21 protein-coding genes are annotated in these 23,826 nt (G+C 70.3%); 6 read left to right on the plus strand and 15 right to left on the minus strand.

Annotated features, from left to right (window positions below; genetic code table 11):
- Positions 1-34 precede the first annotated feature (34 nt).
- The 3 genes from OHS58_RS44055 to OHS58_RS44065 form a co-directional block, all read right to left on the minus strand.
- Positions 35-3,733, minus strand: coding sequence for a DNA topoisomerase (ATP-hydrolyzing) (locus OHS58_RS44055; RefSeq protein ID WP_328646216.1), 3,699 nt, complete (start codon positions 3,731-3,733; stop codon positions 35-37).
- A 29-nt stretch (positions 3,734-3,762) separates the two neighbouring features.
- Positions 3,763-5,814, minus strand: coding sequence for a DNA gyrase/topoisomerase IV subunit B (locus OHS58_RS44060; protein WP_326955707.1), 2,052 nt, complete (start codon positions 5,812-5,814; stop codon positions 3,763-3,765).
- Positions 5,815-5,946: 132 nt separating this feature from the next.
- Entirely contained in the window at positions 5,947-7,275 is a 1,329-nt protein-coding gene (locus OHS58_RS44065; RefSeq protein ID WP_328646217.1) for a hypothetical protein, read from the minus strand.
- Between the two features lie 114 nt (positions 7,276-7,389).
- Here OHS58_RS44065 and OHS58_RS44070 point away from each other — a divergent pair, with 114 nt between their 5' ends.
- Positions 7,390-8,487 (plus strand): LLM class flavin-dependent oxidoreductase, encoded by a 1,098-nt coding sequence (locus tag OHS58_RS44070; protein WP_247061372.1) that lies wholly within the window; start codon positions 7,390-7,392, stop codon positions 8,485-8,487.
- Positions 8,484-9,080 (plus strand): FMN reductase, encoded by a 597-nt coding sequence (locus OHS58_RS44075; RefSeq protein WP_328646218.1) that lies wholly within the window; start codon positions 8,484-8,486, stop codon positions 9,078-9,080. Before OHS58_RS44070 ends, OHS58_RS44075 begins: the two co-directional genes overlap by 4 nt.
- Here the strand turns inward: OHS58_RS44075 and OHS58_RS44080 are convergent.
- From OHS58_RS44080 to OHS58_RS44090, 3 genes are read right to left on the minus strand one after another with little or no spacing between them, the layout of a single operon-like run.
- Entirely contained in the window at positions 9,068-9,667 is a 600-nt protein-coding gene (locus OHS58_RS44080; RefSeq protein WP_328646219.1) for a dihydrofolate reductase family protein, read from the minus strand. The two genes, OHS58_RS44075 and OHS58_RS44080, sit on opposite strands and share 13 nt — an antisense overlap.
- Positions 9,667-10,134, minus strand: a complete 468-nt coding sequence (locus tag OHS58_RS44085; RefSeq protein ID WP_328646220.1) for an SRPBCC family protein — start codon at positions 10,132-10,134, stop codon at positions 9,667-9,669. The genes OHS58_RS44080 and OHS58_RS44085 overlap by 1 nt, the downstream gene beginning before the upstream one ends.
- Entirely contained in the window at positions 10,131-10,466 is a 336-nt protein-coding gene (locus OHS58_RS44090; RefSeq protein ID WP_328444466.1) for an ArsR/SmtB family transcription factor, read from the minus strand. Before OHS58_RS44090 ends, OHS58_RS44085 begins: the two co-directional genes overlap by 4 nt.
- Positions 10,467-10,608: 142 nt before the next feature.
- Between OHS58_RS44090 and OHS58_RS44095 the strand changes: the two genes are divergently transcribed.
- Positions 10,609-12,069, plus strand: a complete 1,461-nt coding sequence (locus OHS58_RS44095) for a serine hydrolase domain-containing protein (protein ID WP_328646221.1) — start codon at positions 10,609-10,611, stop codon at positions 12,067-12,069.
- Positions 12,036-12,452, plus strand: a complete 417-nt coding sequence (locus OHS58_RS44100; protein WP_326946507.1) for a PGPGW domain-containing protein — start codon at positions 12,036-12,038, stop codon at positions 12,450-12,452. The genes OHS58_RS44095 and OHS58_RS44100 overlap by 34 nt, the downstream gene beginning before the upstream one ends.
- 44 nt (positions 12,453-12,496) lie before the next feature.
- Here the strand turns inward: OHS58_RS44100 and OHS58_RS44105 are convergent, their stop codons facing one another.
- Positions 12,497-13,060, minus strand: a complete 564-nt coding sequence (locus OHS58_RS44105; RefSeq protein WP_326946508.1) for a TetR family transcriptional regulator — start codon at positions 13,058-13,060, stop codon at positions 12,497-12,499.
- Positions 13,061-13,121: 61 nt separating this feature from the next.
- Here OHS58_RS44105 and OHS58_RS44110 point away from each other — a divergent pair, with 61 nt between their 5' ends.
- On the plus strand, positions 13,122-13,793 hold the full coding sequence (locus OHS58_RS44110) for a TetR/AcrR family transcriptional regulator (RefSeq protein WP_328646222.1): 672 nt from the start codon (positions 13,122-13,124) through the stop codon (positions 13,791-13,793).
- Positions 13,794-13,797: 4 nt separating this feature from the next.
- Here OHS58_RS44110 and OHS58_RS44115 read toward each other — a convergent pair whose 3' ends face one another.
- The 8 genes from OHS58_RS44115 to OHS58_RS44150 form a co-directional block, all read right to left on the minus strand.
- Positions 13,798-14,448 carry an epimerase gene (locus OHS58_RS44115; RefSeq protein WP_328646223.1) on the minus strand — a complete coding sequence of 217 codons (651 nt, stop codon included), beginning with the start codon at positions 14,446-14,448 and terminating at the stop codon, positions 13,798-13,800.
- 10 nt (positions 14,449-14,458) lie between these two features.
- Positions 14,459-14,854 (minus strand): carboxymuconolactone decarboxylase family protein, encoded by a 396-nt coding sequence (locus OHS58_RS44120; protein WP_326955699.1) that lies wholly within the window; start codon positions 14,852-14,854, stop codon positions 14,459-14,461.
- A gap of 77 nt (positions 14,855-14,931) precedes the next feature.
- Positions 14,932-15,450, minus strand: coding sequence for a hypothetical protein (locus OHS58_RS44125; RefSeq protein WP_328646224.1), 519 nt, complete (start codon positions 15,448-15,450; stop codon positions 14,932-14,934).
- A gap of 125 nt (positions 15,451-15,575) precedes the next feature.
- Positions 15,576-18,074, minus strand: a complete 2,499-nt coding sequence (locus OHS58_RS44130) for a LamG-like jellyroll fold domain-containing protein (RefSeq protein ID WP_328646225.1) — start codon at positions 18,072-18,074, stop codon at positions 15,576-15,578.
- 31 nt (positions 18,075-18,105) lie between these two features.
- Positions 18,106-19,080 (minus strand): ABC transporter permease, encoded by a 975-nt coding sequence (locus tag OHS58_RS44135; protein WP_328646226.1) that lies wholly within the window; start codon positions 19,078-19,080, stop codon positions 18,106-18,108.
- Entirely contained in the window at positions 19,077-20,039 is a 963-nt protein-coding gene (locus OHS58_RS44140) for an ABC transporter permease (RefSeq protein ID WP_326946514.1), read from the minus strand. The genes OHS58_RS44135 and OHS58_RS44140 overlap by 4 nt, the downstream gene beginning before the upstream one ends.
- The gene (locus OHS58_RS44145) at positions 20,032-21,588 is read right to left on the minus strand and encodes a sugar ABC transporter ATP-binding protein (protein ID WP_326955696.1); all 1,557 of its coding nucleotides are present in this window, start codon (positions 21,586-21,588) and stop codon (positions 20,032-20,034) included. Before OHS58_RS44145 ends, OHS58_RS44140 begins: the two co-directional genes overlap by 8 nt.
- Positions 21,588-22,664 (minus strand): ABC transporter substrate-binding protein, encoded by a 1,077-nt coding sequence (locus tag OHS58_RS44150; protein ID WP_328646227.1) that lies wholly within the window; start codon positions 22,662-22,664, stop codon positions 21,588-21,590. Before OHS58_RS44150 ends, OHS58_RS44145 begins: the two co-directional genes overlap by 1 nt.
- A 155-nt stretch (positions 22,665-22,819) precedes the next feature.
- Between OHS58_RS44150 and OHS58_RS44155 the strand changes: the two genes are divergently transcribed.
- Positions 22,820-23,824 (plus strand): LacI family DNA-binding transcriptional regulator, encoded by a 1,005-nt coding sequence (locus OHS58_RS44155; RefSeq protein WP_328646228.1) that lies wholly within the window; start codon positions 22,820-22,822, stop codon positions 23,822-23,824.
- Positions 23,825-23,826: the final 2 nt, after the last annotated feature.

Below are 23,826 nucleotides of genomic sequence, written 5' to 3' on the forward strand. Positions count from 1 at the left end.
ACAGTGTTCTAACACTGTTACTCACTCACGACCGTCAGTCGCGCTCGATGAGGTGACCCACCACGTCCGGGCCCGGGTGCGCGTGGCCCGAGCCGTCGCGGCGGACGTCCACCTCCGGTAGCTCCACCGGGTCGCCGTTGCGGGCCGAACCCGCGGGACGCGGGCCGATCCAGGCCACCCTCAGCTCTGTCTCGCCCTTCAAGAACCGCTGGGCCCTGACGCCGCCCGTGGCTCGGCCCTTGGCCGGGTACTCGCTGAACGGCGTCACCTTGACGCTCACGCCCGTCGCCGTGATCACCATCGGCTCGCCGTGCTCGTCGTCGTCCGTGCGGAGCGCTCCGAAGAACACCGCCGCGCCCGCGCCGACGTTGATGCCCGCCATGCCGCCGCCCTTCAGGCCCTGGGGGCGGACCAGCGACGCCGCGTACTTCAGCAGCGAGGCCTCCGACGTCAGGAACGCCAGCATCTCCGTGCCGTCGCGGAGCCACGTCGCGCCGACGACCTCGTCGCCGTCCTTCAGGCTGATCACTTCGAACTCGTCCGAGCGGACCGGCCACTCCGGCGAACACACCTTCACGACGCCCGCGCGCGTGCCCAGCGCCAGGCCCGGAGAGCCCGCCGCCTGCTCGCCCAGCGGCGCGATGCCCACGACCGTCTCGCCCTTCTCCAGCGGGACCAGCTCGCGAGCCGCCATGCCGCCGCGCAGGGAGACCGTGCCCGCTTGCTCCGGCAGCACCGGCAACGGCAGGACGTCCGTCTTGAACGCCCGGCCGCGGCTCGTCACCAGCAGCACCTGGCCGCGCGCGGTCGTGTGGACCACCGCCGCGACGGCGTCGTGCTTCACACGGCCGTTGCGCCGGCGGGTCTCCGTCGACTCCTCGGACTCCGCCGCCGTGCGCGCGACCAGGCCGGTCGCCGACAGGATCACCTGGCACGGGTCGTCCTCGACCTCCAGCGGCCCGGACGGCTTCGACGCGGCCAGGACCTCCTTCAGGTCGCCGTCGATCAGGGCGGTGCGGCGCTCGGTCGGGAAGTCCTTCGCGATCTTCGCCAGCTCCGACGAGACGAGCTTCTTCAGCACGGACTCGTCGTCGAGGATCTTCGTCAGCTCCGCGATCTCCTCGCGCAGCCGCTCCTGCTCGGACTCCAGCTCGATGCGGTCGTACTTGGTCAGCCGGCGCAGCGGGGTGTCGAGGATGTACGTCGCCTGGATCTCGGAGAGCTTGAAGCGCGACATCAGGCCGTCTTTCGCGGCCTGCGCGTTGTCGCTCTCGCGGATGAGCTTGATCACCTTGTCGATGTTCAGCAGGGCGATCAGCAGGCCGTCGACCAGGTGCAGCCGCTCTTCGCGCTTGCGGCGCCGGTACTTCGTGCGTCGCGTGACGACCTCGTAGCGGTGCCGCAGGAAGACCTCCAGCAGCTCCTTGAGCCCGAGGGTCTGCGGCTGGCCGTCGACGAGGACGAGGTTGTTGATGCCGAACGACTGCTCCAGCGGCGTGAGCCGGTAGAGGTCGGCCAGCAGGGCCTGCGGGTTGACGCCGACCTTGCACTCGATGACCAGCCGGGTGCCGTTCTCGCGGTCGGTGAGGTCCTTGACGTCGGCGATGCCGGTGAGCCGCTTGGACTTGTTGACCTCGTCGGTGATCTTCTCGATCACCTTCTCCGGGCCGACGCCGTAGGGCAGTTCGGTGACGGTGATCGCCTGCCGCCCGCGGCTGCCTTCGAGGGGCCCGGTCTCGACGTTCGCGCGCATCCGGACGACACCGCGGCCGGTCTCGTACGCGCGGCGCACCTCGTCCAGGCCCAGCAGCTTGCCGCCGGTGGGCAGGTCGGGGCCGGGGACGAACTCCATCAGCTTGTCGAGCGTCGCGGTCGGGTGCGTGATCAGCCACCGCGCCGCGGCGACGACCTCGCCGAGGTTGTGCGGGATCATGTTGGTCGCCATCCCGACCGCGATCCCGGACGTGCCGTTGACCAGCAGGTTCGGGAACGCCGCGGGCAGCACGGTCGGCTCTTCGAGCGAACCGTCGTAGTTGGGCCGGAAGTCGACGGTGTCTTCGCCGAGCTCCCCGACGAGCTGCATGGCCTCGGGTGACATGCGTGCTTCGGTATAACGCGAAGCAGCCGGTCCATCGTCTGGGCTACCGAAGTTTCCGTGCCCGTCGATCAGCGGCGCGTTCAGGGAGAAGTCCTGCGCGAGGCGGACCATCGCGTCGTAGATCGCGGTGTCACCGTGCGGGTGGTACTTGCCCATGCAGTTGTGGACGACGAAACCCTCGGCCGTGAATTCGTGCTCGTCGGTGCCGACCTGGATGTCGTAGGTGACGTCCGCCGCGACCGGTTCGACCGAAACGACTTCGAGGAACGAGAACCCCTTCAGCGCGTCGAGGTTGTCGGCGAGCGGGGAGCCGATCCGGCGCAGCTTGTCGATCCAGCCGTCTTGGCTGGCCTGCGGAAGGGGGAATGAGCGGTCGGCCAGAGCGATGCCGCCGCCGGTGTGGGTGGTCGAGAACTCGGCCATGACCGCCTTGGCGGGCAGGCGGTCGTTGCCCTGCTTGCCGCCGTAGTCGTAGACGATCTCCGTGAGCCGTTCCAGATCGCTCTTCTTGTAGCCGATCTCGGTCCACGGCAGCAGGATGCGCGCCAGCGCGGCGGCGTCCGATCCGCTGACGGACAGGCCGAGCAGGGTCTTGTGACCATCGGTCTTCGGGTTGGACCAGTGATGACCGTGGATCCCCAGATCCGCGAGCATCGCGTAGACCTGCCGGACGAGCGTTTCGCTCGTGCTGACGTAGACGATCTCCCGGTGGTTCTTGCGGATGTAACCGTCGCCGTCGAAGATGCCGGCGAGGAACGGCGCCCACGAAGACCGGTCCGCGAGGACCTCCGCCGGAACGGCTTTCGCGTCACTGAGCGGGCTCCCGGCCGCGAGCAGACCATCGTGGCGGGAGAAGGTGAGGATGTGCTGGTCGCGCCATTCCGGCTTCGCCGCGGCGCGGTGTCCCCGGGACACACCCAGACCGTTGGCCGTCGCCCATGCGTACACCGCGTCGAGCGGCTCGACGTCGCACATGTGGACCCGGACCCGGCCGTCCGCGTCGCGGTTGCGGTCGACCGCGAACCCTTCGGCCGTGATCAAGCCGAGGAGGTAGGCGTAGCGGTCGCCGCCCGCCGGCCGCTCGTCCCGGCGGGCGTTCCCGTAGGCGACGGTCAGCCGCCCGGTGAGATCGCGGGCGTCCGTCCAGGTCAGCGTCGAGTCTTCGGCCACGGTCCGGAACCGCTGGCCCGGCGTCACGAGCATCGTGTGCCCGTTCGACCACGTGATACGCACGAGGTCGGACGCCGGGTTCTCGTAGACCTCGGTGACGGGAACCGCTCGGCCCCGGCTGTCGAGAACCCGGTCGCCGATCTCGATCTCCTCGATCGGCCGCAATCCGCCCGGGGCCGAGACCAGCGCGCCGCGGACGAAGCAGTCACCGACGACGCGGGACGACTTCACATACGCGTGCGTGGGCCGGTAACCCTGCTCGTGCATGGAAAACAGGATCCGGCGGTGCACCGGCTTCAGGCCGTCTCGCGCGTCCGGGAGGGCGCGTGAGTGGATGACCGAATACGCGTACTCCAGGTAGGAGTCTTCGATCTCCGTCTTCAGCGAGTTGTCGAAGACGTTCGCACCGGCGGAGTCGAACGCGCTGGGATCGACCTTGGTGGTGGGGCCCTTGCGGCGTGCCACGGCAGAACTCCTTGGTAGCTACGAAAATATCAAGCGTCGATGGCGTCGCGGTCGATCCGGTCCGAGGAGGCGACCAGCCAGTTCCGCCTGGGCTCGACCTTCTCGCCCATCAGCAGTTCCAGCGCGCCCTCGGCGGCGTCGGCGTCGTCCATGGTGATGCGGCGGACCGAGCGGGTGGACGGGTTCATCGTGGTGTCCCACAGCTCGTCGGCGTCCATCTCGCCGAGGCCCTTGAACCGCGGGACCGGCGTGACGATGCTCTTGCCCGCCCGCTCCAGCTGGGCGAACTTCGACTCCATCTCCTGCTGGGTGAAGGTGAAGTGCGTCTCCGGGTTGCGGCCCTTGGTGACGAGCTTGTGCAACGGCGGCATCGCGGCGTACAGCCGGCCGTCCTCGATCACCGGGCGCATGTACTTGGCGAACAGGGTGATCAGCAGGGTCCGGATGTGCGAGCCGTCGACGTCCGCGTCCGCCATCAGGATGACGCGGCCGTAGCGCATGGTCGTCAGGTCGAACGTGCGGCCGGTGCCCGCGCCCAGTACCTGCACGATCGACGCGATCTCGGCGTTCTTCAGCGTGTCGCCGAGTGAGGCCTTCTGGACGTTGAGGATCTTGCCCCGCAGCGGCAGCAGCGCCTGGTACTCCGAGACGCGTGCCATCCGCGCCGACCCGAGCGCGCTGTCGCCCTCGACCAGGAACAGCTCGCTGCGGGAGACGCCGGTGGTGCGGCAGTCGACCAGCTTCGGCGGCATCGCCGCGCCCTCCAGCGCGGTCTTGCGCCGGGCGGCGTCCTTCTGCTGCTTCTGGGTGAGCCGGACGCGGGAGGCGTCGACCACCTTCTGCAGCACGACCTTCGCCTCGGACTTGGTCTTGCGGTCCTCGGTCCAGGCCTTGACGTGCTTGTCGACGATGCCCTGGATGACGCGGGTGGCGCCGGCGGTGGACAGCTCGTCCTTGGTCTGGGACGTGAACTGCGGCTCCGGCAGCCGGACGTGGATCACCGCGGTCATGCCCTCGAGGACGTCCTCGATCGTCGGCATGTCCTCCTTGGGCTTGAGCAGCCCGCGGGTCTTGGAGATGGCGTCCTGCAGCGCCTTCGCCATCGCGCGGTCGAAGCCACGGCGGTGCGTGCCGCCGTGCACGTTGCGGATCGTGTTGGTGAAGCACTCCACCGTGCGCTCGTAGCCGGTGCCCCAGCGCAGCGCCACCTCGATCTCGGCGCGGCGCTCCACATTGGACTGCATGACGCCCGCCGCGTCCGCCGCGTTCTCCTTGTACGTGCCCTCGCCGGTGATCAGCAGCGTGCCGCAGACCGGCTTCTCGCCCGACGGGCTGAGGAAGTCGACCATGTCCACCAGCCCGTGCGGGAAGTGGAAGGTCTCCTCGTTGATCGTGTCCTCGATGGCGGTGCGCAGCACGTACGTGACGCCCGGGACGAGGAAGGCGGTGTTGCGCATCTTGGCCCGCACGCCCTCGACGTCGAGCGCCGCGCCGGACTCGAAGTACCGCGAGTCGTACCAGTAGCGGATCGAGGTGCCGCCGCGCTCGCCGCGCTTCATCTTGCCGACGAGGTTCAGCCCGGAGCGGCGGGTGAACTTCGCCTTCGGGCCGGGCGCGTCGAAGGTGCCGGGGACGCCGTGCTTGAACGACATCTGGTGGACCTTGCCGTCCTGCTTCACGGTGACGTCGAAGCGGTGCGACAGCGCGTTGACCGCCGACGCGCCGACGCCGTGCAGTCCGCCGGAGGTCTTGTAGCCGGAGCCGCCGAACTTGCCGCCGGCGTGCAGCCGGGTCAGGACCAGTTCGACGCCGGACAAACCGGACTTGGCGTGCGTGCCGGTGGGGATGCCCCGGCCGTCGTCGTCCACCTGGACGCTGCTGTCGGCGTGCAGGGTGACGACGATCTTCGTCGCGTACCCGGCGACACCTTCGTCCGTGGAGTTGTCCACCACCTCGGAAAAGAGGTGGTTGATACCACGGCTGTCGGTGGAGCCGATGTACATCCCGGGGCGTTTGCGGACGGCTTCGAGACCCTCGAGATGCGTCAGGTCATCGGCCCCGTACAAGGTCTCGGCAGTCACAGGGTCGTTCTCCCGGATCGTGGCTCGCGAAGGTTCAGTGAGGTGCGGACTCGGCCTGCACCGTACTGCAGGATATCCGCCTGCTCCGACAACTTCCGCGCGTCCGTCCCCCGGTGTGGCGTGAACCGCCCCCTAGCGGGGGTCGAAACCGAGGTCGGGCCACAGGCTGAGCACCGCTTCGATCTTCCGCGGGACCTGGAAGCTGTTCCGGAAGTTCGGCTTCTCGCCGATCGTGGCGAGCCCCTTCCGCAGGTCCCCGAACGCCGGCCGCGACACCGTCTCGCGCGTCAGGATGTAGCAGTAGGTGCGGCGCGGGTAGGCGTACTCGTCGATGTAGGCGTGCAGCACGAGGCCGGGGGCCTCGATCCGCGACCCGACCAGCGCCCGGCCCTGCTTCTGGCTGTAGACGCGGATCACGTGCACGCCGGCGCGCAGCGTGCGCGGCGGGTCCTGGCCCTGGCCGTCGTCGGCCCAGAACAGCTCGACGCGGAACGGCGCCTCGCCGTCGTCGCCGGGGTGGGTGTGCTCGCGGGCCAGCTCCTCCAGGCGGTACTCGGCCTCGGCCGACGGTTCGCCGCCTTCGACGATGCTCACCAGGTACAGCTCGGCCGGGCGCGGCCAGGACGGCCGGGGGACGTCGGTGGCTTCGGCCGGTTCGGTTTCGGCCGGAGCCGCAACCGGTTCCGGGCTTCCAGCGGTGACCGCGGGGGTTTCGACGGGTGTGGCGTCCGACGGTTCGGCCGGGGCCGGCGTGTCGGCCACCGCCGGGCGCACCGGCGACGGAGCGGGCGGTGCCGGGCGGACCGGCGTGACCGGCGGGGCCGGGCGGACCGGGGACGGCGGGGGAGTGGCGGCGGCCGGGCGGACCGGCGTCACCTGCCGGGTCGTGACGACCGGCCGGGCCGCGGGCGTGCGGGCCGGCGTCGCCGGACGCGGCGGGGTGACCAGCTTCCCGGCGCCGTACTGCTCCAGGAGCGGCTCCAGGTCACCGGCGGTGAGCGAGGGCCCGGCCAGGTCGGCCCATTCGAGCCAGGCCTCCTGAGCCTCCTCGACGGTGTGTTTCTCCGTCGAGAGCGTGACCGCCTCGAACAGCTGCCGCGGGCCGGCGGCGGTGACGTCGGCCGAGCCGACCACCACGAACGCCGGGTCGTCCTCGGCGATCACCAGCTTCGCGTTCAGCCCGCGCAGCGAGTGCACGGCCACGCCGGCCTTCACCCAGTGCAGCAGGGCGTGCGGGCTCGTCGTGCCGGCGAGCACCGAATCCAGGCCCGCGTCCGTGATCAGCGTGTCGCCCGGCTGCAACGGCAGCAGGGCGGCCGCGCCGGGACCGACGTGACCGAAGGCGGCCACCAGGTTCCGGCGTGGGCTGAGCAGTGGGGTGATCGAGGCCCAGATGTCGCGGCCGGTGAGAAGTCGTACCGAACGTTCTGCCAAACCCAGCCGAGCGAACTCCGCGTCCATGCCTCTGACCTTAGCTGGTGCCCCTCGGACGCCGACGGGGCGGAATATCTCTTGCTTGGAAGTAGTTGAACGCGCATGTAAGATGGGCACGCGCCTTCGGAAAGGGAGCAGGTCATGCAGTTCGGAATCTTCACGGTGGGCGACGTCACGACGGACCCCACGACCGGCACCACGCCGACCGAGCACGAGCGGATCAAGGCGATGGTCCGCATCGCGCTCAAGGCCGAAGAAGTCGGTCTCGACGTCTTCGCGACGGGTGAGCACCACAACCCGCCCTTCGTGCCCTCTTCGCCCACGACGATGCTCGGCCACATCGCCGCGCAGACGTCGAAGCTGGTCCTTTCGACGTCGACGACGCTGATCACCACGAACGACCCGGTGAAGATCGCCGAGGACTTCGCGATGCTGCAGCACCTCGCCGACGGCCGCGTCGACCTGATGATGGGCCGCGGCAACACCGGCCCGGTCTACCCGTGGTTCGGCGAGGACATCCGCCAGGGCATCCCGCTCGCCATCGAGAAGTACGCGCTGCTGCGCCGGCTCTGGCGCGAGGACGTCGTCGACTGGGAGGGCAAGTTCCGCACGCCGCTGCAGGGCTTCACCGCCACGCCGCGGCCGCTCGACGACGTCCCGCCGTTCGTCTGGCACGGCTCCATCCGCAGCCCGGAGATCGCCGAGCAGGCCGCCTACTACGGTGACGGCTTCTTCGCGAACCACATCTTCTGGCCGAAGGAGCACTTCCAGCAGCTCATCGCCTTCTACCGCCAGCGCTTCGAGCACTACGGCCACGGGAGCGCGGACCAGGCCATCGTCGGGCTCGGCGGCCAGGCGTTCATCCGGCCGAAGTCGCAGGACGCGTGGACCGAGTTCCGGCCGTACTTCGACAACGCCCCGGTGTACGGGCACGGCCCGACGCTGGAGGAGTTCACCGACCAGACGCCGCTGACCGTCGGCAGCCCCCAAGAAGTCATCGACAAGACGCTGACCTTCCGCGAGCACTTCGGCGACTACCAGCGCCAGCTGTTCCTGATGGACCACGCCGGCCTGCCGCTGAAGGTCGTCCTCGAGCAGCTCGACCTGCTCGGTGAGCACGTGGTCCCGGTGCTGCGCAAGGAACTCGACGCGATGCGCCCGGCGCACGTGCCGGACGCGCCGACGCACGAATCCCTGAAGGCCTCGAAGGACGCGGCGCTCGTCGGGAGCCAGGCGTGAAGCTCGCGGTGGTGACGGCCGGCCTGTCCGTGCCGTCCTCGACCCGGTTGCTGGCCGACCGGCTGGCCGCGGCGACCATCAACGGGGTCGCGGCCGGGTCGCCGGTCGAGGTGAACGTCGTCGAGCTGCGCGACATCGCGCTGGACGTCACGAAGAACCTGCTCACCGGCTTCCCGAGCCCGGATCTGCGCCAGGCGATCGAGACGGTCACCGGGGCGGACGCGCTGATCGCCGTCACGCCGGTGTTCACCGCCGGCTACAGCGGCCTGTTCAAGTCGTTCTTCGACGTCCTGGACGCGGAGTCGCTGGTGGGCAAGCCGGTCCTGCTCGGCGCGACCGGTGGCACCGAGCGGCACTCGCTGGTGCTCGACTACCAGCTGCGGCCGCTGTTCGGGTACCTGAAGGCGGACCCGGTCGCGACGGGCGTCTACGCGGCGTCGTCGGACTGGGGCAGTGGTGAAGGCGCGCTGCAACGGCGGATCGAGCGGGCGGGCGGCGAGCTGGCGACCCTCGCCGCGGGCCGCCCGGTCGTGCCCGAGACGCCGTCCTTCGTGCCCTTCGACCAGCTGCTGGCGTCCACTCAGGACCGGTAGCGCAGCCGGTAACGCAGGTGGGTGACGCCTTCGCCCTCGACGACCTCGACCCGGTCCAGCTCGGCTCCGCCGGCGCCGAGGTTCTCGAAGTAGCGCACGCCCTCGCCGAGGAACACCGGCACGAGGTCGATCGCCAGCTCGTCCAGCAGGCCGAGGGTGAGGCACTGGCGGGCGATGGCCGGCCCGGAGACGCCGACGTTGCCGTCACCCGCGGCCTTCGCCCGCTCGATCGCCGTCTCGACGTCCGGGCAGAACGTGAACGGCGCGAGGTTCTCCGCGGGCCAGTCCGCGGGCGGTGGGCGGTGGGTGACGACGAACGCCGTGCCGCCGCCGGGCGGGCGGCCGCCCCAGCCGTGCGTGTGGTCGAACACCGTGCGGCCGCACACGAACGCGCTGTGCTCGGCCTGAGCCAGCTGCCGCCGGAGGTAGCCCGCGCTCGCCTCGGCGACGCGGAACGTCATCGGGTAGCCGACCATCGGCACCTCGACGTCGCCGGCTGAGTACCAGTCGAACAGCGGCCCGACGGAGTTGTCGGGCCGCGCGACGAACCCGTCCAGCGACATGCAGAAGCTCGCCGCGACGGTCATCAGGCGTCCTTCTCGAGCAGCGTGTCGAGGCGTTCGTACGAGTCGGTGATGCCGGCCTCCATGCCGCTTTCGACGGCCGCGTCGCGGGCTTCGACCGACGGGAACACCGAGTGGCCGTCGATCCGGGTACGACCGTCGCCGAGGCCGGTGAAGGTGATCGTCTCGAGGCAGACGTCACCCGGCGCGCCCTCGAACTCGAAGGTCTGGATGATCTTCCCGGCGCTCACCGTGTGGTAGACGCCGCGGAAGCGGTACTCGCCGCGTTCGTCGCGGTGGACGTAGTGGTAACCGCCGCCGGACCGCGCGTCCAGCTCCAGCAGTTCCATCTCCATGCCGTGCGGGCCCAGCCAGCGCACGATCAGGTCCGGGTCGGTGTAGGCCCGCAGCACCTTCTCCGGTGCCGCCGCGACCTCGCGGGTGACGTCGATGAACGGGGTGCCGGGCTGGGCGGTGATGGTGGTGCTCATCCGTTTTCCTCCAAGGTTTCCAGGACGGCGTCGAGCCGCCGGTAACTGCGTTCGGTGGCCAGCCGGTAGGTGTCGATCCAGCCGGTCAGCTCTTCGAGGGCGGCCGGGACGAGCCGGCACGGCCGCCGCTGGCCGTCGCGGCCGCGGCTGATCAGCCCGGCGTGCTCCAGCACCTGCAGGTGCCGGGAGATCGCCTGCTTGGTGATCGCGAAGGGCTCGGCCAGCTCGTTGACCGTCGCCTCGCCGCGGGAGAGCCGGGCGATCAGCGCGCGGCGCACGGGGTCGCCGAGCGCGGTGAACGCCCGATCCAGTGTCTCGTCGTCAACCGCCATCTTTATCAACCAATCTGTTTATCAACCGATGTGTTGAATATAAGAACTCGCGGGGGCGCCGTCAAGGAGGTGCCGAAAGTAGGGGGTGGCTCGCGCCGTCCGGCAGCCGACGGCGGGAGGGTCCGCTGCCTACTTTTGGGCCATGACCAGGCTTTTCGCGCTGCTCGGCGCGTTCTTCTTCCTGCTGGCGACCCCGGCTTCGGCCGCTCCCGCCCGGGAGGGCATCGACGATTACGTCCGCGCCTACCTCGACCACACCGGCCTGCCCGGCGCCGCGGTCGCCGTCACGCACGGCGCCGACGTCGTGCGTGTCGCCGGCTACGGCCACGACGCGGCGGGCGCGCCGATCACCGCGTCGACCCGGCTGCCGATCGCGTCGCTGAGCAAGTCGATGACGGCGTTCGCCGTGCTCCGGCTCGCCGACGCCGGCCGCGTCGGGCTCGATCAGCCGGTCACGCGCTACCTGCCGGAGTTCCGGCTCGTCGACCCGCGCGGTGCCCGGATCACCGTGCGGATGCTGCTCGACCAGACGTCCGGGATGGCCGACTCGGCGTTCCCCGACCTGACGCTGCCGCAGCCGCACACCCTCGCCGAAGCCGTCTCCCGGCTGCGGGACGCGGGCCTGGCCGACGAGCCGGGCGCGAAGTTCCATTACCACAACCCGAACTACGAGGTGGTTGCCCGGATCGTCGAGGTCGTCGCCGGTCAGCCGTTCGCCGACTACCTGCGGACGCGGCTGTTCGCGCCGCTCGGCATGACCTCCAGCTCCACTGTGGACAGTCCGCCGGCCGGCCTCTCGCCGGGGTACGTGCGGGCGTTCGGCTTCGCCGTCCCGGTCGGTGAGCCGGACTGGTTCACCGGCGGCAGCCACGGCGTGCTGAGCACCGCGACCGACCTGACGCGGTGGCTGATCGCGCAGCGGGACGGCGGCGGCGTGCTCTCGCCGGCGTCGGCCGCGCTCGCGCACACCCCGGCGCCCGGGCGCGACTACGCGTTCGGCTGGGGTGCCTACCGGCCGGGACAGCCGTCCCACAACGGCGAGTGGTTCGGCCACACCGCCGCCCAGATCCTGCTGCCCGGCGGCTACGGCGTCACGGTGCTCGCCACCACCGGGCTGGCCCTGGACAACGACGCCGACTCGCTGGCGCAGGGCCTCGCGACGCTCGTGCAGGGCGGGACGCCGGAGCTCGCGCTGCCCGCCGGCGTCGTCGCGGACCGGGTGCTCGCCGGGCTGATCCTGCTCTCGGTGGTGCTCGCCGTGCTCGGCGTCCGCCACGCGCGGCGGTGGGCGGCGCGCCGGACGTCGTGGTGGCGGGCCGGGCTCCGGCTGCTGCCGAGCCTGCTGCCGGCGGTGGTCCTGGCGCTGCTGCCGCAGCTGATGAGCGTCGTGTTCGCCGGCCGGCGGGGCACGTTCGGGCAGCTCCTGTACGTCTGGCCGGGCGTCGTGAGCTGGCTCGCCGCGGCCACGCTCTGCGCGTTCGTGGTGTCCGCGGCGCGGATCCGGGTACTCGCGAGTGGCACGCGACGGCACAACCGGGAAGAATCGGACGGAACGAGGGGAGTGGCCGAGTGGGGATCGGTAAACAGGCCAAGCGCGTCATGATCACGGTGGCGGGCGGGATCCTGCTGGTGGTCGGCGTGCTGCTGCTGGTCCTGCCGGGGCCCGGCCTGCTGCTGGTGCTCGCCGGGCTGCTGCTGCTCGCGTCGGAATTCCCGAAGCTGGAGCGGTACGTCGACCCGGTCCGCGACCGCGCGATGAAGGCGGCCGAGGAGAGCGTCTCGTCACCCCTGCGGATCGCCGGCTCGGTGCTGGCCGGGCTCGCCCTGCTGGCGGCGGGCATCGTCTGGGGCACGGTGAAGTCCCTGCCGTTCAGCGGCTGGAGCACCGGATCGAGCCTGATCCTGTCGTCGGTGATCCTGTTCGCGCTGCTGATCTGGAGCTACCGCCGGGTGAAGTCCCGCCGGGAGGAGAAGGCGGTCAGCTGATCAGGACCGGCACTTTCACGTGAAAGTGCCGCTCTGACGCGGGGTCAGCTGATCAGCTTGCGGACCGCTTCGGTGACCGTCGCACGGCGGTAGGCCTCGTCGTCGGGGGCCGTGGCGATCATCTCGACCGTCTGAGCCGACCACATCGCCGCCAGCGTCAGCACCATCATCAGCAGCTGTTCCGGCTCGAAGCGGTCCGAGACCGTGCCCGCCTTCTGGGCCGCGCGGACGGCCTCGACCTTGCCCTTGGCCGAGTCCGCGATCGCCTGGATCGTGCGGCCCGTGCCGGCGCGCTCGAGGCGGTACCAGGCGGAGATCCGCGTCACTTCGGGGTAGGCGACGTAGTTGTCGAACAGCCGGCCGGCGTACCCGGGCAGGTCGTCGGCGGTGATCGGCGTCTCGGCGAGGGTGCGCTCGACGATCGTGTCGAAAACCGCGTCGAACAGGTCGTCCTTGCTGCCGAAGTAGGTGTAGACGAGGCCCGCGCTGCACTTCGCGCGCGTCGCGATCCGGTCCATCCGGGCGCCGGCGATGCCGTGCGCGGCGAACTCCGCCAGCGCGGCTTCGAGCAGCTGACGGCGCTTCGCGGCGGGGTCCCGGGTGGCCATGGCCCCGATTCTAGTTGAACGATCGTTCAGCGCGGCCCGCCCGGACGGTAACCTCGGCCCCATGAGCGGCGGATTCCAGCGCGCCCGGCGGCCCGAGCAGATCGAGGCGCGCCGCACCGCGATCCTCGCCGCCGCGCGCGAGCTGCTCGCCGAGCGGCCGGTCGCCGAGATCAGCCTGCGGGAGCTCAGCTGCCGGGTCGGGCTCGCGAAGTCCAACGTCCTGCGCTACTTCGACAGCCGTGAGGCGATCTTCCTCGAGGTCCTCGACGCCACCTGGACGGACTGGCTCGACGACCTGGAAGCGACCCTCGCCGACCCCGGCCCGGACGAACCCGGCTTCGCCCGCGAAGAACGTCTCGCCGGGACGCTCGCGACGTCGCTGGCCGGGCGTCCGCTGCTGTGCGACCTGATCAGCTCGATGGGGTCGGTCCTGGAACGCAACATCTCGCTCGAGTTCGCCCGCGGCTTCAAGCGCCGCGCGGCCGCGAACACCGAACGGCTCGGCGAGCTGGTCCGGAAGCGGGTCCCCGAGCTGACGGCCGAGGGCGCGGCGCACTTCGCCGGGGCGGTGGTCGTGGTGGTGTCGGGCCTGTGGCCCTACGCCAACCCGACCGACGCCGTCGCGGCGGTGACCGCCGAGCTGGGCGGCCCGCCGGCCGGGGAGCTCTTCACGACGGCGCTGGCCGAGGGCCTGGCGAACCTGCTCGCGGGGCTGGTCGCGCGGGGCCGGTGACGGCTCAGCTCGCGCGTCCGGCGGCCGCGTTGATGTCGGGGTTCTCCAGGATCTGCCGCTCGTAGCCGTGGGCCGCGACCTCCAGCATCGCGCGGCCGATGTCCTCGGTGGTCGTCACCACCCGCGGCGCCAGCCGGCTCAGCACCGGGTACAGCGGCGCCGCCACGCGGTAGATCGTCCGGTACAGCGGGGTCTTCGACGTGATCCCGTGCCGCGGCTGGATGTAGCCGGGGCGGAAGAAGAACGTCCGCAGCGGCAGCTTGGCCAGCGCGTTCTCGGTCGCGCCCTTGACGCGGGCCCAGCGCACCCGGCCGCGTTCGGTGCTGTCGGTGCTCGCGCCCGAGACGTACACGAACGTGGTGTCCGCCGGCAGCGTCCGCGCGACCGAAAGGGTGAGCTGGTAGGTGATCCGCTCGTACTCCTCGGCCGCCACGCCGACCGACGACAGGCCGAGGCAGAAGAAGCACGTGTCGTAGCCGGTGATCGGCTCGAGGGCGAAGAGGTCCTTCTCGACCTTCTCGGTGAGCTTCGGGTGGGTGGTGCCGGCCGGGGCCCGGCCCACGGTCAGCACCGCCTCGACCTGCTCGTCCAGCAGGCATTCGCGCAGCACGCCTTGCCCGACCATGCCGGTCGCGCCGAACAGGATCACCCGCACGAGCCCACCCCTACTCCCCGGCCACCGGCAGCAGCCCGCGCTCGCCGAAGACCTTCTTGGCCACGAAGGTCGCGTTCAACGCCTTCGGAAATCCACAGTAGACGGCGGAGTGCAGCAGCGCCTCGACGATCTCGGCCGGCGTCAGCCCGACGTTGAGCGCCGCGTTGACGTGCACGTCCAGCTGCGGCTCGCACCCGCCGAGCGCGGTCAGCATGCCGAGCGTGACGAGCTGCCGATCCCGCGGCGCCAGCCCCGGCCGCGAGTAGATCTCCCCGAACCCCCAGGAAACGACAGCCTCAGCCAACGCGGGCGAGACGTCGGCGAGGTTGTCGATGACGCGCTGCCCACCCTCGCCGTCGATCTCGGTCAGGGTCTTCAGGCCACGTTCGAAGCGCTCGTCGGTCATGTCGGGTTTCCTTTCCCCCAGCGATCTCGTCGGGATCGACGCTAGGGGCTGGAGCGCACTCCAGGTCAAACCCGGATTCAGCTCGCCCGCACCGCGCGCGGCAGGCTCGCCGGATCCGGGGTGACGTAGAAGCTGGTGTACGAGGTGTCGGAACGCTGTCCCGCCGCGTTGGCGCTCCAGACCGTCACCGACAGCAGTTCACGCTCCTGAAGCGCCGGCGCGGTGAACTCGAAGGCCGCCGTGCCGTCGGCGGCGGGCTGGACGGCCACCTCCGGTCCGGTGGTGCTCCACGTCCGGACGGAGTAGCCGTACGACGCCAGGCCCGGTTGCACCGGCGTAACCGTGCAGTGGACCACCTGGCCCGGCTGTGCGCCGCCGTTCGCGTCACAGGTGAGCGGCGGCGCCGCGGACCGGGGGTAGAACGAGTAGTACGCCGTTTCCGACACCGTGCCGTCGGCGAAGGTGCTGGTCACCTCGAGGTACTGCGTGTCGGTCGTCAGCGGGGTCAGGACCGCGCTCGCCGTGCCGTCCGGTCCGGCGGGGACGGTGACCGCAGACCCGCCGTAGGTGTAGGTGTAGGTCACGACGCCCGGCACCCCATCGGGCCTCCCCCTGGAGTGTCGGTTCAGTCCCGTATCGAGGGGGTCCGGATGGTGTTACCCGGGAACGCGGAAAGGCCGCACCGGGATCTTCCCGATGCGGCCTTTCCGGACGAAACCGGCTACTTTCCGCTGCTGTACAAGGCACTCACGTCCGCGTCGGACAGCGCCCGGTCGTAGACGTGCACCTGGTCCACCGCACCGTCGAGGTAGTCGACCGGGCCGCCGCCGTACTTGCCTCGGCCGATCACCGTGTGGCCCGTCGAAGCGTCGCCGAGGCAGACGCTCTTCGTGGCCGCCAGATGGCCGTCCACATACAGCTTCAGCGTGCCCGAAACCGCGTCGCGGACGCCGACCACGTGGTACCAGCGGTTCGCCTCCGGCGCGGTGGGCGCCAACGCCCGCGTGCCCACGAAGCTGAACGCCAGCCGGTGGTCCGCGCCCGAGTACTGCAGGAAGAACGCGCTGGTGTTGTCGCCGTCCTGGCTGACCACCGTCTGGAAGCCGTCACCCACGGCGTTGAACTTGACCCACGCCGCCGCGCTGTAGCTGCCTTCGGTGTTCACCAGCGACGCGCCCGTGTCGGCGTACTGGCCCGACCCGTTCACCGCCAGTGCCGAACCGCTCTTGCCCTCGGTCCACGACGCGCCGCCGACCAGCGTGGCGTCGTGGTCGCCGACGGCGTCCGCGGCCACGGTGCCGGTGTTCTCGTCGAACGGGTAGGCGGCGATGCCGTCGATCCCCGGCGTGCCCGCCGGCACCGAAGGCCCGGACACCGGCATTCCGGTGGCGCCCTTGATGACCGCCTGGTTGGCCGCGCGGACCGCCGCGAAGTCCATCTTCTTCACCTGCCGGTCGTAGGTGAAGAAGCCGTTGACCTCCTTCTCGACGTCGGTGGTCTGCGTGTAGACGCCGGCCGAGACGCCGCACCGCTGGGCGACCAGCAGCAGGCGCTGCTGCAGCTCGCCGTAGCGCCGGGTCAGCGTCGCGCTGTCGGGTTCCATCTCGTAGGCGAAGCTGCCCGCCGGGTCGAACTCGTGCCCGGCGACCTTCAGGCCGAGCCCGCCGTACTCACCGTCGACCGCGGCACGCGTGCCGGTCTGCACCGGCGTTCCCGGCCCGGTGTAGGTGTGGTCGTCGTAGATGTCACCGGCGCCACTGTCCGGTTCGGACCGGCAGCAGTTGACGCCCGACTCGGCGTTGACCAGCCGCGAGGAGTCCCACGACTTGACCTCGTCGGCGATCCGGCCGACCTCGTAGTCGCCCCAGCCCTCGTTGAACGGCACCCACGTGACGATCGACGGGAAGCTGCGGTGCTGGTCGATCATCCGCCGCATCTCGGACTCGTAGTTGACGCGCGACGCGGTGCTCGGCTCGACGTCGTCCTTCATCGCCGGCATGTCCTGCCACACCAGCAACCCGAGCTTGTCGGCGAAGTAGTACCAGCGGTCCGGCTCGACCTTGATGTGCTTGCGCACCATGTTGAAGCCGAGCGCCTTCTCCTGCTGCAGGTCGAACTTCAGGGCCGCGTCGGTCGGCGCGGTGTAGATGCCGTCCGGCCAGAAACCCTGGTCCAGCGGGCCGACCTGCATGACGAACTTGCCGTTGAGCAGCATCCGCTGCTTGCCGTCGGCGGTCTTGCCGACGCTGACCGACCGGATGCCGAAGTACGAGCCGGCTTCGTCCCCTGTGGACAGTCGCACCTTCAGGTCGTAGAGGAACGGGTCGTCCGGCGTCCACAGGTGCGGCCGGTCCACCTTGAGCTTCAACGGCTTGTTCGCGTCACCGGTGACGCGCCCGACCTGGCGGCCGTGGTCGTAGGCGATCGCTTCGACGCGCTGCTTGACCGGGCCGCCGACCACGGCGTTGATCGTGACCGACCCGGACGCGGCGTCCGGGGTGGTGTCGAGGCGGTCGATGTGCGCCGAGGCGACCGGCTCCATCCAGACGGTCTGCCAGATGCCGGAGGACGGCGTGTAGAAGATGCCGTCGCCGGGCTGGCGCTGCTTGCCGATCGGCTGCCCGCCCTGGTCGTTCGGGTCGGCGACGCCGACGACGATCTCCTGGGTCTTGGCCGTGGTCAGCGCGTCGGTGACGTCGACGGCGAACGAGTCGTAGCCGCCGGTGTGGCGGGTGACGGTCTTGCCGTTGACGATGACCGTGGCGTCGTAGTCGACGGCCTGGAAGTGCAGTTGCAGCCGCTGTCCCTTGCCGACCTGCCAGTTCTTGGGCACCTCGAAGGTGCGGCGGTACCACATGTTCGTCTCGTGGCGCATGATCCCGGACAGCGCGGACTCGACCGGGTACGGCACGAGGATCCGCTCGCCGAGCGTCTTCCCGATCGGCGCGGCCTCACCCGGGGTCGCCTTGGCGAACTCCCAGACGCCGTTGAGGTTCTGCCACTTGTCGCGGGTCAGCTGCGGCCGCGGGTAGTCGGGCAGGGCGTTGGCCGGCGAGACGTCCTTCGTCCACGGCGTGGACAGCGGGGGCGTCAGTCGCTGCCACTGGGGTGCGGCCGCGGCACTCGCCGCCGCCGGCACGGTGCCGAGACCGGCCACCGCGACGGCGAACGCGGCGGTGGCGGTGAGCCATCGGCGGGTTCTGAGGGCAGGACGAAACATCGTTGAGACCTCCTGGTGAGGGGAAGGGAGCTCAGCGGGTTCGGGACCGAGCCAGCAGGCGCTGGATCACCACGACGATGAGCAGGAAGGCCCCGCTCACCACCGTCTGGTAGTTGGAGTCGAGCGTGCCGACCTGGTTGATGACGTTCTGGATCAGCACCCGCAGCAGCACGCCGACGAGCGTGCCGACGATCGTCCCGGCGCCGCCGGTGAGCAGCGTGCCGCCGATGACGACGACCGAGATCGCGTCCAGCTCGGTGCCGACGCCGATCACCGTGACGCCGGACTGCAGGTACGCGGCGGTGAGGATGCCCGCGAAGCCGGCGAGGGCGCCGCTCAGCGTGTAGAGCGCGATCTTCGTGCGGACCACCGGCAGGCCCATCAGCAGCGCCGACTGCTCGGCACCGCCGATGGCGAACACCGACTGGCCGAACCCGGTGCGCCGCAACAGCACGCCGCCGAGCGCGAAGAGGACGAGCGTCAGGTACACCGGGACGCCGATGCCGAAGATCGTGCCCTGCCCGAGCCAGAGGATCGCCGAGCCGGGCTCGATCTTGAACGTCGTCGCGCCTTCGGAGGTGATGGCGAGCAGCAGGCCGCGGGCGAACAGCAGCGTCGCCAGCGTCACGATGAACGGCGCCATCCCGGTGCGGGCGATGAGCACGCCGTTGAGGAAGCCGATCGCCGAGCACACCACCAGCGGCAGCAGGAGCGCCACGAGCAGGCCGTACTGCGCGCCGTACGCGGCGAGCACGCCGCCGAGCGCGTAGTTCGAGCCGACCGACAGGTCGATGCCGCCGGAGATGATCACGAACGTCATGCCGAGCGCGATCACCGCGAGGAACGAGCCCTGCAGCGCGAGGTCGCGCAGGTTGTCCGCGGACCCGAAGCGCGGGAACGCGAACCACGCGGCGGCGAGGCCGAGCACGAGCACGACGGCCGCGCCCTGGCGCTGCAGGACCCCGGCGAACGCGGCGTTGCGAGCTGTCGTCTGGGTGGCGGTCATTTGCGGCTCCGCTCACGGGCGACGTAGACGGCGACGACGATGATGGCCGCCTGGACCATCTGCGCCGTCGAGTCCGGCAGGTTGTGCTTGATCAGGGTGGCGTGCACCAGCTGCATGAGCAGCGCGCCGAACACGGTGCCGAGCACGCGGACCCGGCCGCCGGTCAGCGGCGTGCCGCCGACGACGACCGCGGTGATCGCGGACAGCTCCATCAGCAGGCCGAGGTCGTTCGGGTCGCTGGCGCCCAGCCTCGACGTCGCGAGCACGCCGGCCACCGCGGCCAGCGCCCCGGAGATGACGTAGACGCCGACCAGCACGCGCTTCACCGGGAGCCCGGCCAGGGAGCTGGCCGTCCGGTTGCCGCCGACGGCGACCAGCTGGCGGCCGAACGTCGTGCGCTGCACCAGCAACCCGGCCAGCACCGCGAGCACGCCCGCGACGATGACCATGACCGGCACGCCGAGGACGTCACCCGTGCCCAGCGCCAGGAAGTCCTCGTTGCGCAGCTGGACGAGCTGGCCGTGCGCGATCACGAGCGCGAGCCCGCGGCCGCCGACGAGCAGCGCCAGTGTCGCGATGATCGGCTGGATCCCCAGGTAGGCCACCAGGTAGCCGCTGAACAGGCCGGACAGGATGCCCGCGATCACCGCGACGATGACCGCCGTCAGCGGCCCGGCGCCGAGGTAGAGCGGGATGAGCGCGGCGGCGATCGACATCACCGAGCCGACCGACAGGTCGATGCCCTCGGTGCCGATCACCAGCGCCATGCCGAGCGCGACGATGCAGACCGGCGCGGCCTGCACCAGCTGCGTGCGGAAGTTGGCCGCGGACAGGAAGTTCTCGGTGAAGAAGACGTTGAACAGCAGCAGCACGACGACGGCCAGGTAGACGCCGTAGTTCTGCAGCCAGGCGGTGACCTTGGCCCGGTCCGGTGCCCTGGTCAGGGTGGCGCTAGACATCGTTGTCACCTTCCGCTGCGATCGCGGCCAGGACGTTTTCCTCGGTGATGCCGTCGCCGGTCAGCTCGCCGACGACCGAGCCGTCGCGCAGGACGACGACGCGGTCCGAGCCGTCGATCAGCTCTTCCAGCTCGGACGAGATGAGCAGCACGCCGAGGCCTTCCTTCGCGAGTTCGTCGATCAGCGCCTGGACCTCGGCCTTCGCGCCGACGTCGATGCCGCGTGTCGGCTCGTCGAGCAGCAGGATCTTCGGGCCGGTGGCCAGCCAGCGGGCGAGCAGCACCTTCTGCTGGTTGCCGCCGGACAGCTCGGACACCTTCTGCTCGGGGCTCGAAGCCTTGATCCGCAGGCGCTCCATGAAGATCTTCACGACCTTCTCCTGCTTGGCCTTGCTGACCAGGCCGAACGGCGAGAGCGTCGGGAGCGCGGCGAGCACGATGTTCTCGCGGACCGACAGGTTCGGGATGATCCCGTCGGTCTTGCGGTCCTCGGCCAGCAGCGCGATGCCCGCGCGCATCGCCGAAGCGACCTTGCCCTTCTTGAGCGGCTTTCCGGCCAGCAGCACGGATCCGCCGTCGAGCGGGAACGCGCCGACGATGGCCCGCGCGGTCTCGCTGCGGCCGGAGCCGAGCAGCCCGGCCAGGCCGACGACCTCGCCGGGCCGGATGCTGACCGAGACGTCGTGCAGCCGGCGCATGCCGGACAGGTGCTCGGCCTTGAGCAGCGGCTCGCGTTCGACGTCGTGTTCCTCGCCGAACGCCGTGACGCCTTCTTCGCGGATCTGGCGGATCTCACGCCCGAGCATCAGGGACACCAGCTCGATGCGCGGGAGCTTGGCCAGTGGTCCACTGTGGACGACGCGGCCGTCGCGCAGCACGGTGACGCTGTCGCAGACCCGGTACAGCTCGTCCATCCGGTGGCTGACGTAGACGATCGCGATGCCTTCGGCGTGCAACCGGTTCAGCACCTGGAAGAGCGTCTCGACCTCACGCGGTTCGAGCGACGACGTCGGTTCGTCCATGATGACGACCTTCGCCTCGGTCGACACCGCGCGGGCGAGGGCGACCATCTGCTGCGCGCCGACGCCCAGGGTGTGCAGCGGGCGCTTGACGTCGTCGTCGATGCCGTAGCCCTTGAGCAGCTCGCGGGCGTCGGCGTACATCTTGGACCAGTCGACGAGCCCCGCTCTGGTGCGCGGTTCGCGGCCGAGGAAGACGTTGCTGGCGATGCTCATCAGCGGGACGAGGTTGACCTCCTGGTAGATCGTGGAGATCCCGGCCCGCTGAGCTTCGATCGGCCGCTTGAACGTCACCGGCTCGCCGAGGTGGCGGACCTCGCCCTCGTCGGGCTGGTAGACGCCGGTGAGCACCTTGATCAGCGTCGACTTGCCGGCGCCGTTCTCCCCGACGAGGGCGTGCACCTCGCCGGGGGCGAGCCGGAAGCTGACGTCGTCGAGCGCGAGGGTGCCGGGGAACCGTTTGGTCACCCCGGCCACCTCGAGCACCGGTGCGGTCGTCATCGCGACGTCCTCTTCGGTGGCTGCGGTCATCAGTACGCGTTCCCGACCTTCTGCGCCGCGTTGGTCTCGTCGTACTGGTCGTCGGTGATCACGATGCTCGGCGCGATCGGCTGGCCGTCGGCGAACTTCTGGAGCGTGTCGAAGGCGAGCTGGCCGAAGCGCGGGTTGGACTCGATGACGGCGTTGTAGCTGCCGTCGGCGATCAGCTGCACGGCGTTGCGCGTGCCGTCGACCGAGACGACCTTGACGTCCTTGCCCGGCGCCTTGCCCGCGGTCTTGAGCGCGTTGACGGCGCCGATGCCCATCTCGTCGTTCTCGGCGTAGACGGCGGTGAGGTCCGGGTGGCTCTGGATCAGCTGCTCCATCACGGCCTGGCCCTTGGACCGGTCGAACTCGCCGGTCTGCTCGGCGACCACGGACAGGCCGGGCGTCTTGGCCAGCTCGTCCTTGAAGCCCGAGGTGCGGTCGGTCGTCACGTTGTTGCCCGACGCGCCGAGCAGGATCGCAACCTTCCCGTTACCGCCGGTCGCCTTCACCATCGCGTCGGCCGCGCGCTTGCCCTGCTCGACGAAGTTGGAGCCGATGAAGGTCAGGTAGTCGGTGCACGGCGCCGACGTCACCTTGCGGTCGACGGTGACGACCGGGACCTTCTTGGCCTTCGCGGCGTCGAGCGCCGGCTGGAGGCCGTCGGAGTTCAGCGGCGCGACGATCAGCAGCTGCGCACCCCGGTCGAGCAGCGACTTGATGTCGCTGATCTGCCGGTTGAGGTCGCTCTGGGCGTTGGTGACGAGCAGCTTGTCGGCAGGGATGCCGAGCTTCGCGGCCTGGTCGCGAATGGACTGCGTCTCGGCGATCCGGAAGGGGTTGGCCTCCTTTTCGGACTGCGAGAAGCCGATCACCGCGGTCTTCGGGTCGATCTTGGGGTAGCCGGTCTTCGCCAGCGTGCAGCCGTCGGCGGAGGGCGCGGCGGAGGAGGCGGACGCGGCCGGCCCGCCGCCGTTCGACGGTGCGGCCGGGGTCTCCTCCCGAGCGGTGCAGGAGGTGAGGGTGAGCGCGGCGGCGGCCGCGGTGACCAGGACCAGGCGGGGACGGGTGGACAGCGGCACAGCGACTCCTCGGGCAGCGACGGTGGTGGCCCGCTCACCGGGGTGATCGGAGTCACCGCGGGAGCCTTGAGGTACTTTTTACATCGTTGGAACAACGTTGTAAACCGGCAAATTGTCGCTATGCTCTGGCTCACGCCGATGTGAAGGGATCGCCCGTGACCGTGACGCTCAAGGACGTCGCCACGCTCGCCGGAGTGTCGGTGAAGACGGTGTCGAACGTGGTGAACGGCTATGCCTTCGTCAAGCCGGAGAACCGCCGGCGCGTCGAAGAAGCCCTGGCGGCGACCGGTTACCGGCCGAACGTGGGGGCCCGCAACCTGCGTCGCGGCCGCACCGGGTTCCTGGCGCTGATGGTGCCGGAGCTGTCCATCCCGTACTTCGGCGAACTCGCCGGCCTGGTCATCACGGCGGCCCAGAAACGCGGCTGGAGTGTCTTGATCGAACAGACCCAGGGCACGCGCGAGCGCGAGCGCAAGACGCTGTCGTCGCTGGGCCCCCACCTGGTCGACGGCGCGCTGGTCCACCCGGAGGCGCTGGAGGCCGCGGATTTTCCGGACGACCCGGGCGGCATCCCCCTGGTGATGCTGGGCGAGCACGCGGTCGACGTCCCCATCGATCACGTCGCGATAGACAACGTCCTGGCCGCGCACATGGCCGTGTCCCACCTGGCCTCCCTAGGCCGCACCCGCATCGCGGCGATCGGCCGCAACCCGGCGCGCGGGACGTCGTCCCAGCGCCTGGCGGGCTACCGCTCCGCGCTGACCGACGCGGGACTGTCCTATTCGGACTCCCTGGTGGCGCCGGCCGAGAAGTGGCACCGAGGTTACGGAGCGGCGGCGATGAAGTCGCTGCTGGCGTTGCCGTCGCGGCCTGATGCGGTCTTTTGTTTCAACGACCTGCTGGCGATCGGCGCACTGCGGGCGGTGGCGGAGCTGGGACTCCGGGTACCCGAGGACGTCGCGATCGTGGGCTTCGACAACAACGAGGAGAGCGCGTTCTCCCTACCGGCGCTGACGACGATCGCCCCGGACAAGACGGCGTTGGCAGAAGCGGCGATCGACCTGGTGCACCGCCGCATCACGGGGGAGAAGTCGGCGCCACCACAGGACGTCCAGACACCATTCGCTCTGGAGATCCGCGAAAGCACCAAGGGCCGCTGACG

This window comes from Amycolatopsis sp. NBC_00348 (assembly GCF_036114655.1).
Taxonomy (GTDB): domain Bacteria; phylum Actinomycetota; class Actinomycetes; order Mycobacteriales; family Pseudonocardiaceae; genus Amycolatopsis.